This window comes from Chryseosolibacter histidinae (genome assembly GCF_018598225.1).
Lineage (GTDB): Bacteria > Bacteroidota > Bacteroidia > Cytophagales > Cyclobacteriaceae > Chryseosolibacter > Chryseosolibacter histidini.
This window is the reverse complement of the sequence record NZ_JAHESF010000001.1, coordinates 174203-191869: the sequence shown is the minus strand read 5'-3', so window position 1 is coordinate 191869 and position 17667 is coordinate 174203. Positions and strand designations below refer to the sequence as shown.

Sequence of the window (17667 nt, the reverse complement as noted above, 5' to 3'; positions counted from 1 at the left end):
CCAGTTGCCGGTTACCGGTTGCCGGTTGCCAGTTGGTTGGTTTAAGAATCTCTCCGGAGTTTCGCTCAACGTGAGTGAAATGTGGCGTGATTCCAGGCACTGCCCTGAACCGGCTATCCGGCAACTGGCAACTATTCATACGCCAGCGCCTCCCTCGTTGTCAACCTGCTCGCTCTCCTTGCCGGGAAATAAGCTGCGGCAAATGATCCGACGAGAATGATCAGGATCCACAAGACGAACGCTGTTACCGAGATGGTGAGCGAGAGCGGTGTTCTGAAGGCCATGTTACCAATGAACTCACCCATCCACGACGATAAGATCAACGCCAGTATGAACGCGATCACAATGCTAATCATGCCGATAAGCAGCCCTTCATAGACAACGATGCTCCTGATCTTACCCGGCGTACCTCCTATCGCACGCATCACGCCTATCTCCCGGGTCCTTTCCATGATGCTCATGCTCATAGTTGAAGTCAGACCGAGCGTGCCCACCACGGCCATCAGCAGGGCCATTGCCATCAGGGAATTCACCAGCACCTTCATGTGCGCCGCCACGGCATTGTGAAGCAGCCACACCGGAAGGGATGAGCTCACTGATACTTTTTTGCTTTCCAGGAGCACTTCGATCTCACGATTCTTCGCGTAAGCGAAATCCCGCGAACGATCCGAATAAGCAACCCGTAACATTTTCACCATACCAATCGAGTGATTGACCCTGGAGAAATCATCAATGGAAACGTAAGCCGCGGCTCCGGACCCCACGTCTTCACAAAACCCGGTCACCTTCCATGCGGTGATCTTTCCTTCTACGGCGAGCTTCACGCTGTCGCCAATTTTTACACCCGATCGTGCCAGCTGGTTCAGTACAATTTCATTTTTCGCTTTACCCGATAGCCACATGCCTTCCACCAACGTGGGATCTAACAGCTTCGATCCGGGAGGCAACGCGAGGAGTGTAAAGCTCCCGTGAGCCTTATCAGGATAGGTGTGGCTTACCTGGCGTGACGTCTCTCTTACAACAGAAGTGGCGCTGTAGTCCCACCCCTCAGCAGCGGTTACACCTGGCATAGACCGCAGCGTTTCCAGAATGGTGTCGGGCTTGATCCGTTCATTCAGTTTTACATCGAGGTCATAAAGGCGCTGCTGGTAGATCCGTTTCAGGTTATCGTCCCAGGCGTCGGCAACATTCAGGGCAGTCATGAACATGGCTCCGCCAGTGGCAAGCAAACCGACAGTCATCATCAAACGTGAATGCAGCCTGAACACGTTCCTGACAGAAAGTTTGAACGACTCGCTGATAAAAGATAACCGCGATATAAAGTTAAGCGCGCCCTGCCTGGTCTGGGCAGCTTTTACACCGTAGTTGTCGAGCGCGCTTCTCACACTGATAAAACTTCCACGAAGCACCGGCAACGCAGCGGCTAGCAGCGGAATAACGATGCCCGAGCCTATCTGGAGCAACGGCACCCACAAAGGCACGGATCGGTCTGCCAGCTCAAGGTTCAGCAATACAGCGATTTGTTGATAAAAAGCGGCCGCGGCAACACGGCTGAGGGGGATGGCCAGCGCGAGCGCCACAACACAGATCATCACGATCATCAGCACGTACATCATTGTAATTTGCAGCGACGTAGCACCGATCGTTTTCATGACACCGATCTGCCGCACCTGCTTCACCATCAACGTGGCCACCGATGTTGCCACCAGTATGGAGCCCAGCACGAGGATCAGAAAACTGAATGTCGTAAAAATGGTGAGCACAGCCCTCATCTGGCTTTGATGGGGATGTTTTCCCGGCGGCGGAACCTGGATCTCGTGAACTTTGATGCCGCGTGCTTCCAGCCAGTCTGAAAGCTCCCCTGCTTTTGCCGTGATCGCTTCCCGCGAAAGCGCATTTTCCGATACCACTATTCGAAGCTGATCAAATCCCTGTGATTCTCCGAGGTAATGCAACGTGGAAAGTGTAATGTAACCGTATCCCGCCTGCTCTTGCCACGCGGGGGCCAGCCCTGCATCGTGCACCGTTCCGGAGATCTTCAGCGGAGCAGGCTCGCCATTAGATGTTTTTACACCGATCTCATCACCTTCATTAGCCTGCATCACTACAAGCGCCGTTCTTTCCACAAGCATTTCACCAGTAGCAGGTGTTGTGCTTCCCGTGAGGTGCGATACCTGGTTGGTCTTCTTCGACGCAAAGTCATCGATCACAAAGAGCAGCATCGGATACCATTTATCACCCACCTTCATGCGGGCAGAGACCGTGGCATGTCGCTCGGCTTCCTGAATGCCGGGAAACTGCCGGACACTATCCAGCAACCCCCTACTGATTTCCGATTCCGTTTCAAGCGTAGCTGACGCTGGATTGGTGCCCAGGTAGTTTGACGACATCTCCCTTGTCAGCACACTGTAAGCGCCCAATATCGAACCGATCCCAAAAACGCCGATCGCAATGGCCAGCACCAGCATCAGGTTCTTTGCATAGTCTGACGTGATATCTCGTATCACTTTCAATAGTCTGATATTCATCGCATGAAATGTTAAACGTTAACAGAAGTACCGGCTGCGATCACGCCATCGGCAATGGAGATGCACTGCTCAAAATAAGACGAGAACTCCCGCTCATGGGTGACCACGATCACGGTCTTGCCTGACCTGGCCAAAGAAGCAAACAGCTCGAAAATAGAAGTAGCCGTATTCGAATCAAGATTGCCTGTAGGCTCATCGGCAATGATGATAGAGGGGTCGTTGGCCAGGGCCCGCGCGATGGCGGCACGCTGCTGCTGTCCTCCTGACAATGAAGACGGAAATTTGTCGGCCTGCTCGATGATATCAACCGACTGCAGGATTGAAAGTGCCCGCTTCCTTCGATCGCTTCTGGGGTAAGTGTTGCAAAAATCCATCGGCAGCATAACGTTCTCCGCGATGGTGAGCGTGGGGATCAGCTGGAAGAACTGAAATACCACGCCAATGTTCTTACCCCGCCACGATGCAAGGTCGCTTTCCGATAACTTATCGATCCTGACACCATTGACGCTGACACTGCCTTCGGTGGTCTTGTCTATTCCGGTAATGATGTTCAGCAACGTGGACTTGCCACTACCAGACTTACCCGTGATCGACACCATCTGCCCCTTCCGGATCTCAAGGTCAACGTTCTTTAAAGCGCTGAACCTGCCAGATCCAACCATAAAAGATTTGGTGACTCCCGTCAACCGGATTAAAATTTTGTGATGCTCATTCATAATGTTTTTTGATACAACATTATGACGGCGCGTTTTGGAATTCGTCCTCCAACGCATCTGGACGTCCCCTGGGATCTGTATAGACGAGCAGGATTAATATGATTTACAGGATTAGCAGGATTAATACCGTCATCCTGTAAATCCATTAATCCCGGTCCTAATCCTGGTTCCGGTTTTTGCGGTACTCCGTTGGGGTGAGTCCCGTAAACCGTTTAAAGATCAAATTAAAAGTAGACTTCGATTTAAATCCGGCCTCCAGCGCCAGGCCCAATACGTTGTAGTTACTGAACTTAGGATCAGCCATCAGCTTTTTCACCTCTTCCACGCGATACTTGTTCACAAAATCGTAAAAGTTGTCACCGATACCGTCATTGATCAGCTGCGAAAGCTGGCTCCGGCTCATGTTCAGCTCCCGGGCAAGCATGCTGAGGGTGAGCTCAGGATCGAGATAAGGTTTTCGTTCTTCCATGAAGCCGGTTACCTGCCGGATCAGCGATTCATCTTTGGGCGTTGGCGATACCTTGAGCTCCGGTGGTTCCTGCTCTTCCTGATGACGTGTGTCAAAGATCTCTTTCTGTAAAATGCCTTTGTATCCCAGCGCGAAGATCGACAACGAGAACGTGAGGGCTACTGACCGCCATAGCCACTCCCCGCCTTGCAGGTGGATGGTGGCAAAAAGACTGAACAGGAAAAAGGCGTTGACCAGGAGGAAAACGCCCATAAAGAAGCGTACCCATGAGATGTTCACGTCCTCCATGTTAGACACCTCATGCTGCATGATCTCGCGTGACCGGATCCAGCGTTTGTGAATGAAGAACTGGTAACACGAAAATTGAAGAAGCACCATCGTCCAGAACACTACGTTAGGCCGCCAATGCCCTCTGTTTGGAAACGGGGCAAGTTTCAGCGCTCCGAACGTCAACGAGAAAGCGATCACCAGCAGGAACGGAAGAAAGTGAAGCAGTGTACGCCAGCCCGGCCTTACCCTTTTTCCGGTAAGCTCTAAAACATAGAACCAGATCAATGGTGCGATTAGCAGGAAGGTGGGGTCGCCGATGGAATACACCCTGACCGACAGGTGCGTGACCACCCGGCCTGCAAACACGGTGTGGGCAATGCTGAATGAAAGCGCAATGAGCAGCACCGACAGGAACACGTTGGCCCGGCTCCTTCGCACAACCCGGCTGTTCAGCAAAAAAGCGACAAAAAGCCCCTGCACGATGCCTGCGTAGATCACCACCAGGGAAAGCTGTTCAAGTACTGGCAAACTAAGATTTTAAGACAAAGAAAGCGGATTTTCCCGGTCAAATTCGTCCATAGGGATGTTATTGGACTGAATTTTTGAGCCGGTTACGCCAGCGCTTCCTTGTTGTACTTGCTTCTGTAGGTGATGGGTGACATGCCGGTGATCTTCCTGAACACCTCACGGAAAGCTTTCACATCAGAGTAGCCCACATCGTACATGACTTCGCCAACCGTTTTACGCGTGGTCTCCAGTGCCTTCTTTGCCCATTCGACCTTTACCCGCTGCGAATATTCAATCGGGGTATTCCCGGTAGCTTTGATGAAGCGCCTGTCAAAATTACGCCTGGCGATGTTGAACCGGGAAGACATATCCTCGACAGAGATCTTTTCATGGAGCTTGCTTTCAATGTAAGCCTGCGCTTTTTTCACCATCTCATCGCCGTGCATCTTCTGAGGAGAAAAGATGGCAAATGCGGATTGACTTTGCCTGTCCATCTCGATCTGAAATATCTTAGCGCAGAAGATGGCGGTCTCCCTGCCATAATATTTTTCGATGAGGTAGATCAACAGGTTCAGGAAAGAAAAGGCGCCACCGTTGGTGTAGATGCCGTTCTCATCTGTGATCAGCTTATCGACCTGCAGGTTCACTTTAGGAAACCGTGTTCTGAAAACATCGGCCGCCAGCCAGTGGGTGGAGCACGTTCTTCCATCCAGCAAGCCTGACACGGCCAGCATAAAAACACCGGTGCAGATACTGGCCACTTCAGCACCCGTCTTATACTGCTCCCTGATCCATGCGATGAGCGGCTGATTCTCCCGGATCGTCTTTTCAAAGTCGTGGTTGAGTGATGGAATGATGATGAGGTCGGTCCTGTCGATCTCAGCGATGTTTACCTGCGGCCGGCTGGTAAACAGTCCGTTGTAGAACTCAACCTTCTCGGAAGCTCCCGCCAGCTCGATCCTGAACAGTGCCTTTCCTCCCGTTCTCTTCGCGTAGTCGTTGGCCTGTGTAAAGATCTCATAGGCGCCTGCGATGCTGCTCAGGTTGTTGTCGCCTTCCGGCACCACGATGGTAAGGTGTTTCATAGCAATTTTTTAGACAATGATAGACAGTCACCCCCGTCTGAATCAACCCGCTATAAAGTCCATATTACCCCCCACGTGGAGATATTTCAGACGCTAGCTTTGTCGGAAATAGTTGCCAGTTGCCGGTTTCCAGGTGGCCCGTTGAAAGCGTGCCCGGTTGTCGCATGACTGTTTCAATTCACGTTGAGAAAGTCCGAACAGAGTTTTTAATACCGGACTGAACCGGCAACCGGTAACTGGCAACCGGCAACCTAAAAATTAAACAATCCAAAAAAAATGAAAACACAAGATTTCACAACAACAATCTCTGTAGACCGGACACCGGAAGAAGTATTCCGGGCCCTCAGCAATGTTCGCGGATGGTGGAATAACATGGCGATAGGCGCTTCTGAAAAACTGGGCGACGAGTTCGAGACCTATTTCGCCAATGTACATTACTCCAAGCAGAAACTGGTCGAGGTGATCCCCGGCAAAAAAATGGTGTGGCTTGTTACCGACAGCCAACTGAGCTTCCTCACCGATAAAACGGAATGGACCGGAACCAAGATCAGCTTCGAGATCGCCAGGAACGGAGACAAAACCGAGCTTCGTTTAACACACGTTGGGCTAATGCCTAAGGTCGAGTGCTACGATGTATGCTCAACATCATGGGATCAGTATCTGCAATACAGTTTGTTGCCCCTGATCACGGAAGGCAGAGGGAAGCCAGGATTTCCACCGGAAAACTAGTTGCCAGTTACCAGTTGCCGGTTGCCGGATGACCAGTTGAGGGAAGAGCACGGTCGTCACATGATTGTTTCAATTCACATTGAGGCAAAGTCCGAACAGATTTTTAATACCCGACTGAACCGGCAACCTATTCAAGCTCACTACTATAGATAAACCTGAGAAACGCAGCTTCACCTTCTACGCCGATCTTCAGCTTGATGTTCTTGCGGTGGGTTTCGGCAGTGTAGAATGAGATGTTGAGTTTTTCGGCAATCTCCTTTGTTTTGAGGCCGGCCTTGACCAGCTTGATCACTTCGATCTCGCGGGAGGAGAGCTTCAGCTTTTTGAGGAAAAGGTCATCGGCGTGGTTGCTTTTGGTATACGTGGCCGGAAAATGCAGGTCGCCATCATGGACCTTGCGGATGGCCGACACCACTTCACCTACCGAGGCGGTTTTAAAAAGATATCCCCTGCTGCCGGCTTTCCTGAAGCTCTCGATGTACATCTCCTCGTTGTACATGCTCAGGATGAGCACCTTTGTATCTCCCCGCTTTGCCGTAAGCTGTTTGGTGAGGTCGATGCCGTTGATGTGGGGCATGTTGAAGTCCACGAGCACCACGTCGGGTTTGAGCTCGGCTATCTTGTGCTCGGCTTCGCGGCTGTCGTACACCTGGGCCAGCACCTCTATTTCAGGTTCCGATCGTAACATGGCGTTCAGGCCGTCGTTGAAGAGGCGGTGATCGTCAACAATGATCACTTTGATGGTATCGTCAGATGGTCTCATAGGGAACTTCAAGAATGATGAGTGTGCCTTTGTCGTCGCTTTCTATATTCAGCTGAGCATTGATGTACGCTGCCCGCAGCCGGATGCTTCTCATGCCGATGCCTTCGCCAGCCTTTAATTTTTCCATGCCGATGCCGTTGTCTTCAGCCGTCACCACCAGGGTCTCTTTCTGGTAGATGAGCTGGATGAACGCTGTGGTGGCGCGCGAATGTTTCAGGATGTTGTTGATGACCTCGTTGATGATGCGAAAGATAACGAGTTCGGTAAGCGGTGTGATCTTGACGGGCTCTCCCGTATAATCGAACTCGAGATTTACCGACGGATGGTCTTTGAACTTGTTCACCGTATGGCCGATGATGTCGTGCAGGTTGAATTCGTTGAAATCTACCGGCATCAGATTGTGGCTGATGTTGCGGATGGTACCGATGAGGTTGTCGATCTCTTTTTCCACGGCCACGGACTCGCGCTTCTGGATCACCATGTTCTTGACAGCGGCCAGGGAGTTGCCCACGTCGTCATGAAGGTCCTGGGCAATGCGGCGGCGCTCATCTTCCTGGATGGTGATGATCTGGTTCTGCGTCTGGTTGAGGGCGAGCTGCACCCTGAAGCGTTCCTTGACATTGCGGGAGAAATGGATGCCCAATCCCACCACCATGAAGAGGATCTCCACCAAAGGTGTGAAGTAGTAGATGTCCGTATTCTGGTTCACACCATCGAGGATCTGCAGGTCGGCCAGCACCAGGATGGTAGCCACGATCAGCGTTACCATGAACCCGGCCAGGTAAAAGTAGACCACGGGCTCGCCTTTCACGATGCTGATGCTGATGGCATACAGGATGTAGACGTTCATGAAGAATACGATGTAATAGGAAAAGAGCAAGATCCACCAGCGAAGCTCGTCGGGCAGTGCCGGGATCATCAGCAGTATGGAGATGATGCAGAACAACCAACCGCTGGTGAATCCAAGCCAGTAAACGGATTTGAAACGGTAATCTTTGATGCGCAGCAGCTCGATGGTGAACAGGATATGCCAGCCGCAGATCCAGTAATAAAAGATGGTGGTGAACGTGTTGATCACCTCCTGGTACTGCGGGTGTGAGATCACGCTGTGCGCAAAGCCCGTGTCTACCATGATCAGCACAAAAAAGCTCAGGCAATAAACGCTGTAGTAGAGGTACACCTTTTGCCTCACAAAGAAATACAGCACCAGGCCGATGAGGCCCGCCAGCAGGATCATGCCGCTGATGAAAGCGATGCCAACGCTGAACACGTGCTCATAGTTTTGGAAGTAACCCTCGCGCTGCAGGTTGAGGATGGTGGCATGGCGCCCATGCTTACGCTGAGTATAAAGGTAGCAGGTAACGGTCTCATCTTTTTCAATGGGGATCCGGTAAACAAAGTGCATGGCGTACACCGGACGTTGCCTGATGGTATGGAAGTGTCCCGTGAGCGGGTATCGTTCCAGCGCCCCGTTTTTCCTCACCACAAAGAGCTGCACGGAATCCAGCCGTGTCTGGTGTATCCGGAGGATCCAGTCGGGCTGGCTGGACGTATTTTTGATCAGGAACTTGCACCATCCCCGCGGCTGAAGAAACCCATACGTGACTTCCTGCTCATAAATATTCCGTTCAAACGCCGAAGCGGGCAACGTCACCAGCCTGTCGATGGCTTCGAGCCCTGCCCGGTGATCTTTGTACAACCACGCATGCGGATTCAGCACCACATCATCATCGCCCTCCCCTACTACCACCGGTGCCTGTGCCCACGTCACATGACGGCACAACAGTATCGCGCAAAAAATAAGAACGCCCTGTACTTTCTTCATGAACCCGTGGATTTTACATCGTTATAGCTTTTCAAATTTAACATTATCTTCGGCATCTGCATCTTCGAACAGGGGATCCTTCGCTCCCACATTCCCACCACACTACCACCGCTCAGGATGACGGTTTAGGGTGTAAAGGAGAAGCCCCTTCGCTGCACGGTACGCCCTCTACTTACTCCTTAATTCTTACTTCTTACTCCTTTTTAAAAGCTCAAAACAACGCTAAATTCCTCACCTCCAAAATACCTGCCATCAGGTATTGATCCCTGTCACGTTCCCATCCTACTTTTGATCGTTGAGAATCGAAATCCAAACCACTCCATGAAAAGTATATCCAATCATTTAAAGAGAGAAATTTACAGTGCCTTGGTCATCATGATGTTCCTGGCATTGCTGGCGGTGCTGACGCGGGTGCTCGCCTGAGTACCTGACGTCGGTCAGGCGATCTTGTACCGGAGTAACTTGTGGTTTTTGGCAGGAACCATACAGGCAACGAGACGGGGGCGTCTTTATGGCCCTGCCACCGGTACTAACCTTGAAGTTCTGGAAGTAGTTAGTTAGTTTAGTTTTCCAATGGAGTTACAGAGAAAGGCCCTTCTTCCAGAACGAGGGCCTTTTTCTATTTGCGTATACCCAAGTCGTTATAAACAAGGTACGAGGTACGATCCCGATAGCTATCGGGAACGAGGTACGGCAGCTCGATCTGCATTCATCGTACCTCGTATTTCGTACCTCGTACCTTATGTACCTTCTAATAGGGGGATCCTTCGCTCCCACACTTCCACCACTCCATCACCGCTCAGGTTCAAAATACCTGCCCTCAGGTATTGATGCAGCGATCACGCGCACGATACTTTTGAACCAGCAATAAGCTAACCCCCAATTCTTATGAACAAACTATCAATTGTCTTTCTGATGCTTGTGTTGCTGGCCACCGGAGGTATGGCGCAGCCCCTGGTAGTCACAAGCGTCACGCCATCGCAGGGTGCTGTTGGCTCTACCGTGACCATCAACGGTAGCGGCTTCGGGACACAGCTAACCGATCAGATCATTTACTTTGGCGCCGTACGCGCAGAACAAGTTGTTTCCGTGTCCACCACGCACATCACAGTCAAGGTGCCTGCCGGAGCTACCTATGCACCGATCTCTGTTCTCAGGTGGTATACAGGTCAATGTGCGTTGTCTCCTCAGCCGTTCAATGTAACGTTTGGCAGCGGAAGCACAAGAGCTTTGGATAACAACACCTATGTTGCGGCGACACCAATCTCGCTGAACGCACAAAGCTACAGCGTAGCATTCGGCGATCTCAGCCAGGACCTGAAAACAGATATGGTTGTCTCAGACGCGTACAACGGCAAGCTTTATCTTTACAAGAACACGTCGACCACAGGAACAAACACGTTCGCGACGCCCATCGAGCTTTCTTCCAGCGATGGCCCCCGCGCCGTAACCTTAGCGGACATCGATAATGATGGAGACCTGGATATACTTGTCGCCAATTACCTGGCGAATTCTTTATCCATTTTTACCAACAAGATCACTATTGGAAGCTCCGAATGGTGGCCGCAAAAATTTGAGCGCACTGACTTTACTACCGGTTCCCATCCGAGTGATGTTGATGTTCAGGATGTGGACCGTGACGGAAGGCTCGATGTGGTCGTCGTCAATTCCTGGGCCGCTTCTGTCTCGGTTTACAGGAACACCGCTACTACTATGAACGTCATTGATGTAAACTCGCTGGCAGCTCCCGTGGACTTCGGTATGGGCGGCGCTAATGCGTTGGCGCTTGATGATATGAACGGCGATGGCAAGCCTGATATGATCGTTGCCAACTATGGCACCAACGACGTTGCCTACCGGATCAACACATCTTCTCCCGGCAATATTTCATTCGACAACGCGAGCGACACATCCATTCCCGGTGACGCGTACGACGTAAAGACCGCTGATCTCGATGGAGATGGCAAGACTGACGTGATCGTCGGACAAAGCGGAGAGGCTGTGTCGATCCTGCACAATGCCTCCACCCTTGGAAATATTGTCTTTGATACCCGTACAGATCTGCCGGTGGCCACTGAGCCACGCTATATCGCCATCAGCGACCTCAACGGAGATGGTAAACCGGATATCGTGACGGCGAACACAAATCCTAATGATAATACTGGCACCGTCTCGCTGTTTCAGAACAAATCTTCTTCCGGAAGCCTTAGCACAGGTTCTTTTTCAAGTGCTGTAACGCTTCCCGCAAGGAATGCCAATTATTCCGTGGCGGTTGCCAATATCGACAATGACGGCCAGCCCGACATCGCTGCGCTGGACATAAATCGCGTAACACTTTTCCGCAATGTGCTTGATTTTGTCGCACCGGCAGTTCCTTCCGGATTGCGCGCGTCCGCTGGAAACCAACAGAGCGCCGTGGTGTGGAATGCCAATGCAGAAAGTGACATTGCTTCATATAAAATCTACGGAGGTACCACACCCAATCCTACCGCATTGCTGGCAACGGTCAATGCGCCGGGCAACAGCTACCGGCATACAGGACTGTCTAACAACGTTGTGTACTACTACCGGCTCACGGCTGTCGATGCATCGGGAAATGAAAGCTCACCTACAGCAGATGTTACCGTTACACCCGTCGTTGCGCCTGCGCTGCCCGCCGTTGCCTCCATCTCGCCGGCTTGGGCCCGCGTCGGGAGCGCGGTTACCATTACCGGAATGAACTTCAATACCACAGCCTCACAGAACAACGTTTACTTTGGTGCCACGCGCGCTGCTGTAACGGCTGCCAGTGCCACGCAGCTTACGGTGACGGTTCCCTCAGGCGCCTCCTATCAGCCTGTAACGGTGACGAACCTCGCCAACGGGTTGTCAGCCAGATCGCCTTATCCCTTTGCGGTCAGGATCATGGCCGGCACAGGAAGGGATTTTGCGCCAGAAAGCTATAATGCAAGCCTGCGTATGAACTATCCGAGTAATTTTGCGCAATCGACCGCCATCGGCGATCTTGATGACGATGGCAAACCGGACCTGGTTGTAGGATTACACGGCAAGATCCTCCTGTACCGTAACACGTCCGCAAGTGGTGACCTGACCGCTTCGGCATTCAGCGCCCCCGTTGTGTTTGACTACGCGCAGGACGGTGTATCGTCCAACCAGATCGTGATCGACGACATCGATGGCGATGGCAGGCAGGACATTGTGATCGCTGTAGGAGGATGGTATGATGGATTCCTGGTGCTTCGCAATACAGGCAATAGCATCAGCATCAATTCATTTACCTTGAGCTACTTTGATGTCAATACCTGGCCTATCTCAGCGATGGCCGTAGCCGATATCGATGGTGACGGCCTCAAAGATGTGGTGATCAGCGACGGCTATTATTCCGACAGGATCACCGTTTGCAGAAATACATCGTTGCCAGGTTCAATGACGTTCGATTTTGCATCGATCGGTGGCTTCGGCGCCGAAATAACCAGCCTGGCACTCGGCGATCTCGATGGCGACGGAAAGCCAGACCTGATCGCCGCCAGCAACACCGAGAATTTCTATTCTGTATTCCGTAATATATCTTCTCCCGGAAGTGTTACCGCTGCATCCTTTGACGCCAAGGTCAATGTGAGTATCACCTCGCCTGTGGCGGTCCGTGGACTGGTGACCGCAGACGTGGATGGCGATGGCAAAACGGACCTTGTCACGGCCAGCGAACAAGGTAAAAAGGTTACCATTTTCCGCAATACGTCTTCAGCAGGGAGTATCGTAGCAGCCTCTTTTGCCGCTACGGATTTCAGCACCGCACCATTAGCGCCTGATAAAGTTGGCGTGGCCGACCTCGACGGCGATGGAAAGCCCGATATGGTGGTTACGACCGGCGACAATACCAGCCACACTTACACCCTGTCCATTTACAGGAACAAGTCAGTTGCCGGAAGCATCTCCGCAGGTTCGTTCCAGGAACGCCAGGATGTTGCCGCCACCTCAAAATCAGGTGTGATGGACATCGGTGATCTGAACGGAGACGGAGCTCCCGATATTGCCATATCGCAATGGAGCTCCAATGACTTTGTCATTTACAGGAACGACATGGATTTCACCCCTCCCACGATCGCTGCGGTGAGGGCTGTGCCCGGCAATGCCAAAAACACCGTGTCATGGCAACCTGGTCCGGAGAGTGATATAGCATCTTACAATGTGTACGGCGGGACATCATCCGGCGCCAGTACACTGCTGGCCACCATCGAGTATCCTCAAACGCTTTATGCCCATACAGGGCTTGTCAACGGAACAACCTATTATTACCGGGTAACCGCTACGGACAACCTTGGCAACGTAAGTGATCCTTCTTCAGAGATCACGTCAATACCGGTCAACATCGAGGTACCTTCCATCACACAGGTAACGCCTTCTACAGGCAATATCGGAACCGCGGTAACCATTACCGGCGCACATTTCGGAGCGACGCCCGGCAATAACGTGGTAAACTTCGGCGCCACCAGGGCAACCGTGACATCAGCGAGCGCTACGCAGCTCACCGTCACTGTTCCGGCGGGAGCAACCTATGCGTCCATCTCAGTATTGAATACAACCACAGGACTGACAGGAAGCTCTCCCACGTCTTTCGCGCCAACTTTCGGAGGCGACCAGAATGCGAATTTTAACAGCCATACTTTCGGTCCCATGGCCGATCTTAATGTAGGATCAGCGCCCGTTGCTGTCGTGACCGGTGATATCGATGGTGATGGGAAATCCGATATGGCAGTGGTGAATTATGATGGGAACTCAGTTTCGCTGTATCGCAACACGGCGGTTACGGGCACCGTCTCAGATGATTCATTTGCTGCTCCGGTGGAGATGAGCACAGGCGACCACCCGGTGGCGGCAGCGCTCGCAGACCTTGACAATGACGGAAAGCAGGATCTCATTGTAGTACACCTGGATGCCATCCACCTGATGTACCTCTACCGCAACACAGCCACAGCAGGAGAGCTTACCGCTGCTTCTTTCGCAGCACCTGTAACCATTGATACCGGATCACCTGCCACGGCGCTTGCTGTTGGCGACGTAGACGGCGATGGAAAACGTGATATCGTCGTGGTGCACCGGTTGGGAAATTTTGATGTTGCTGTATTCAGAAATATGACCTCACCAGGCAGCATGACAGCAGGTGATTTCGAATATGGTGTAAGCCTTGTTCCCGGAGGCGAGCCCCTGGATGCCACGCTTACCGACCTGGATGGCGACGGTGCCCTTGACCTGGCGGTGGCCCATGGCAATTCGTTCTCTGTGTACCGCAATACTGCTACACCAGGAAGCATTGGCAACACATCTTTTGCAGCACGGACCAGCTTCAATGTACCCCGGGCGTCAGGACTCGTTGCCGGTGACCTCGACCGTGACGGGAAGCAGGATGTTGCCGTGATCAGCTACAACAATCGAAGAGCGGTGGTATTCCGCAACACCGCCTCGCAGGGAAGTCTTACCACAAACTCTTTCGCAGCCGGCATAGATTTGCCAGTAGACGACTATCCCAGCGACATCGGCATTGGCGATATTGATGGCGATGGCAGGCAGGATCTCGTTGTGAGCTTCAATGTTAACTATTATTTGATGAGAGCCTTCCGGAATACCTCTCAGCCGGGAACGATAAACAATAATTCTTTCCGTTACGTGGATTTCGAAACAGGTAATAACGGCCCCTCGGCAATTGCCCTCAGTGATGTGGATAACGACGGACAGCCAGACCTGCTGTGGGTAAGCCAGTATGGACACAACGTATCCGGATTCCGTAACACCGTTGATTTCACAGCGCCCGCTACGCCGCAAAACGTAACGGCTACCGGTGGTGATGCGATCGTCACGATCCGGTTAACCCCGAACACAGAAGAAGACCTTTACTCCTACGTCGTCTATGGCGGCACAACACCCGGAGACGAGCAATTGATGGCGGCATATGAAGCCACAGGAGACAGCTTTACAATGACAGGTCCGGGAGAAGGATTGTTTTTGAATGGCACTACATACTATATCAAGGTGGTTGCCGTAGACACTTACGGAAACAAAAGCCCTTTCAGTCCGGAAATAGCAGTGACACCTAATGTGCTTCCCGGCACTGTCATCACAGCAGTAGCACCTGGCTCGGCCGTGGCGGGAACATCAGTCACCATTACAGGTGAGAATTTCAATACAACACCTGCCAATAACCTTGTTCATTTCGGCGTCACCAAGGCTGAAGTGACACAGGCCAGCGCAACACAGCTGAAGGTAACGGTATCGGTGAGCGCAACATACGGCCCCGTCTCTGTCACGAACATTGAAACAGGGCGTTCAGCAACGTCACCCATACCATTTGCCGGCAAGGTAGGCGCGGGCATGGGACAAGATTTTACAGAAAATTCCTTCGATCCGGCCGTGAAGATCACGAACACTCCCTGGGCCATGGGCATGACGATGGGCGATATCGATGGCGACGGAAAGCCAGATCTTGTTGCCGCTACCTATGACACTGACCCGCCTGTTGTATCCCTCTACCGAAACATATCTTCTTCTGGAAGTATTACCGCAAGCTCATTCGCTGAACCGGTAACCATCGGTACCGGATGGGGCCCTCAATATGTGGCCCTGGCCGACCTCGACAACGACGGCAAGAAAGACCTGGTGGTAACAACCGATGAAAGCACGCTGTACATTTACCACAATACATCATCTGCAGGTGGCATCGATGCTGACTCTTTCGCAGAACCTGAAGTTTTGAATACTGAATGGACCAATGGACTGAGCATCGCCGACATCGACCTTGATGGAAAGCTGGATATTATCCGCTCAACACTAGATGGGATCTTTGTTCACCGCAACCGTTCTACTCCGGGAAATATCAATGCCGAAGATTTGGGAAGCTATGTCCGCGTGGGTGATCATATCACATACCGTGGATTAGCGGTAGGCGACCTCAATGGCGACGGCAAGCCGGAGATCGTTGGAACGGATTATTACGCCAGCACAGTAATAGTGTATCAGAACCTCAGCAGCATGGGAAATATTTCACGAGAGGATTTTGTACCCGTGGCGTTCGGTACGGGAGCCGCACCTGCCCCTGTGGCCCTTGCTGATATAGACCGCGATGGAAAGACAGACGTCCTGGTGGGAGCCTTGGGAGAGACCATTATTTCGATATTTCGTAATACATGGGCTGCGGGAGCGATCGATGAAAGCTCATTTACCCCGAAAGTCGATATCACTTCTACCAATACTGTCTTTACACTTGCCGTTGATGATCTCGATGGCGACGGAAGACCGGATATTACCTCCATCCATCCTTCCCATGGTGACATCACCGTGTTCCGCAACCTGTCTTCACCGGGAAGTATCACATCAGAATCCTTCGGGGCCAAGATCGATTTCTCCATGGGGAACGTTCAAGATTCTTACGTCATGCTGCTTGGTGACCTGGATGGTGATGGAAAGTCTGACATGATCGTTCCAAATGGTACTGACTACGAGATCCAGATCTTCCACAATGCGATGGATCTTGCGGCTCCCGCGACTCCTGTAGATCTGGTCGCTACTGCCGGAGTGAACGACATCGTGCTCACCTGGGATGCGAACACAGATATCAACCTGGCATCGTACAAAGTTTACGGCGGCACAACGCCGGAGCCCACTACCCTGCTCACTACCATCGATGCTCCGGCAACTACCTACACACACGCCGGCGTTGAACATGGAACGTTATATTATTATCGCATTTCAGCGGTGAAGACCTTCGGTTATGAAAGTGAGAAGACCGCAGATGCCCGCGCTGCCATCCGTGTGAATGCAACGATCACGTTCCCGGCACTGGCCGCGGTTGCTTACGGTGTTGCAGACTTCGCGCCCGGCGCCACCAGCACCAACACTGCTACGCCTGTTCTTTATGCCAGCAGCAATGCAGCTGTGGCCACCATCGTGGATGGAAAGATCCATCTGACGGGTGCAGGTACTACCACCATCACTGCCAGTCAGCCACAGAGTGAAACACACTTCGCCGCTACTGATGTTCCGCGAGCGCTTGTTGTATCGAAGGGAACCCAGACCATTGCGTTCCTGCCACTTGCCGACAAGAAGATCGGTGATAACGCCTTCACACTGACAGCAGCGTCTACGTCAGGGCTGTCAGTAAACTTCAGCAGCACCACCACGGAGCTGATCGGCATCACGAACAACACAGTCACGCTATTGAAGCCAGGAAGGGCAAGCATCACTGCCAATCAGCCGGGGGATGACAGGTACACAGCCGCAACATCTGTAACACACACTTTTTGCATTGTACCTGCCCGGCCTGCAGTGAGCCTGAACCTCGACAATCCTGAAACGCCCATGCTCACATCAAACGCAGCTTCAGGCAACCAGTGGTTCCTGAACGGTACTGCCATCGCAGGGGCCACACAAGCTTCGCATACTGTATCGGCGCAAGGCATCTATACGGTTAAGGTTACTGCCGATGATTGCGCGAGCGAGTTGTCAGCGGCCATGCCCATTGTGATCACGGCAACCCTACCAGCCGAGGCCACAACCCTGTTGACGGTGTACCCGAACCCTGCCGCGGAAAAGATCAGCGTCACACTGCCCGGAAAAGGGAACAAACGCCTCAGCATCACCAGTCATGACGGCAAGGTGGTGCATGAACAGGAAACATCCGGGCAGGCTGTGATCATCAGCGTTGCAGATTATGCCGCCGGTGTTTACCTGGTTTCGGTCAGCTCGGCCCGTGGCAACGAGGTTGTGCGATTTGTAAAAAAGTAA

General features: G+C 52.2%; 8 protein-coding genes. 2 read left to right on the top strand and 6 right to left on the bottom strand.

Annotated features, from left to right (window positions below):
• Window positions 1-131: 131 nt before the first annotated feature.
• The 4 genes from KK083_RS00640 to KK083_RS00625 all read right to left on the bottom strand — a co-directional run bounded on the left by KK083_RS00640 (window position 132) and on the right by KK083_RS00625 (window position 5575).
• The gene (locus tag KK083_RS00640) at window positions 132-2528 is read right to left on the bottom strand and encodes an ABC transporter permease (protein WP_254158943.1); all 2397 of its coding nucleotides are present in this window, start codon (window positions 2526-2528) and stop codon (window positions 132-134) included.
• 11 nt (window positions 2529-2539) lie between these two features.
• Window positions 2540-3190: an ABC transporter ATP-binding protein gene (locus KK083_RS00635; protein WP_254158930.1), complete on the bottom strand. Its 651-nt coding sequence runs from the start codon at window positions 3188-3190 to the stop codon at window positions 2540-2542.
• 211 nt (window positions 3191-3401) lie between these two features.
• Window positions 3402-4511: a helix-turn-helix domain-containing protein gene (locus tag KK083_RS00630; RefSeq protein WP_254158927.1), complete on the bottom strand. Its 1110-nt coding sequence runs from the start codon at window positions 4509-4511 to the stop codon at window positions 3402-3404.
• Between the two features lie 83 nt (window positions 4512-4594).
• Entirely contained in the window at window positions 4595-5575 is a 981-nt protein-coding gene (locus KK083_RS00625) for a GlxA family transcriptional regulator (protein ID WP_254158925.1), read from the bottom strand.
• Between the two features lie 276 nt (window positions 5576-5851).
• On the opposite strand from KK083_RS00625, the gene KK083_RS00620 reads away from it, so the two are divergent.
• Window positions 5852-6304: an SRPBCC family protein gene (locus KK083_RS00620; protein ID WP_254158918.1), complete on the top strand. Its 453-nt coding sequence runs from the start codon at window positions 5852-5854 to the stop codon at window positions 6302-6304.
• Between the two features lie 127 nt (window positions 6305-6431).
• On the opposite strand, the gene KK083_RS00615 is transcribed toward KK083_RS00620, so the two are convergent.
• Both KK083_RS00615 and KK083_RS00610 read right to left on the bottom strand, forming a co-directional pair.
• On the bottom strand, window positions 6432-7067 hold the full coding sequence (locus tag KK083_RS00615; protein WP_254158916.1) for a response regulator transcription factor: 636 nt from the start codon (window positions 7065-7067) through the stop codon (window positions 6432-6434).
• Window positions 7054-8892 carry a sensor histidine kinase gene (locus KK083_RS00610; protein WP_254158914.1) on the bottom strand — a complete coding sequence of 613 codons (1839 nt, stop codon included), beginning with the start codon at window positions 8890-8892 and terminating at the stop codon, window positions 7054-7056. The genes KK083_RS00615 and KK083_RS00610 overlap by 14 nt, the downstream gene beginning before the upstream one ends.
• Before the next feature lie 888 nt (window positions 8893-9780).
• On the opposite strand from KK083_RS00610, the gene KK083_RS00605 reads away from it, so the two are divergent.
• Window positions 9781-17667 (top strand): FG-GAP-like repeat-containing protein, encoded by a 7887-nt coding sequence (locus KK083_RS00605; RefSeq protein WP_254158913.1) that lies wholly within the window; start codon window positions 9781-9783, stop codon window positions 17665-17667.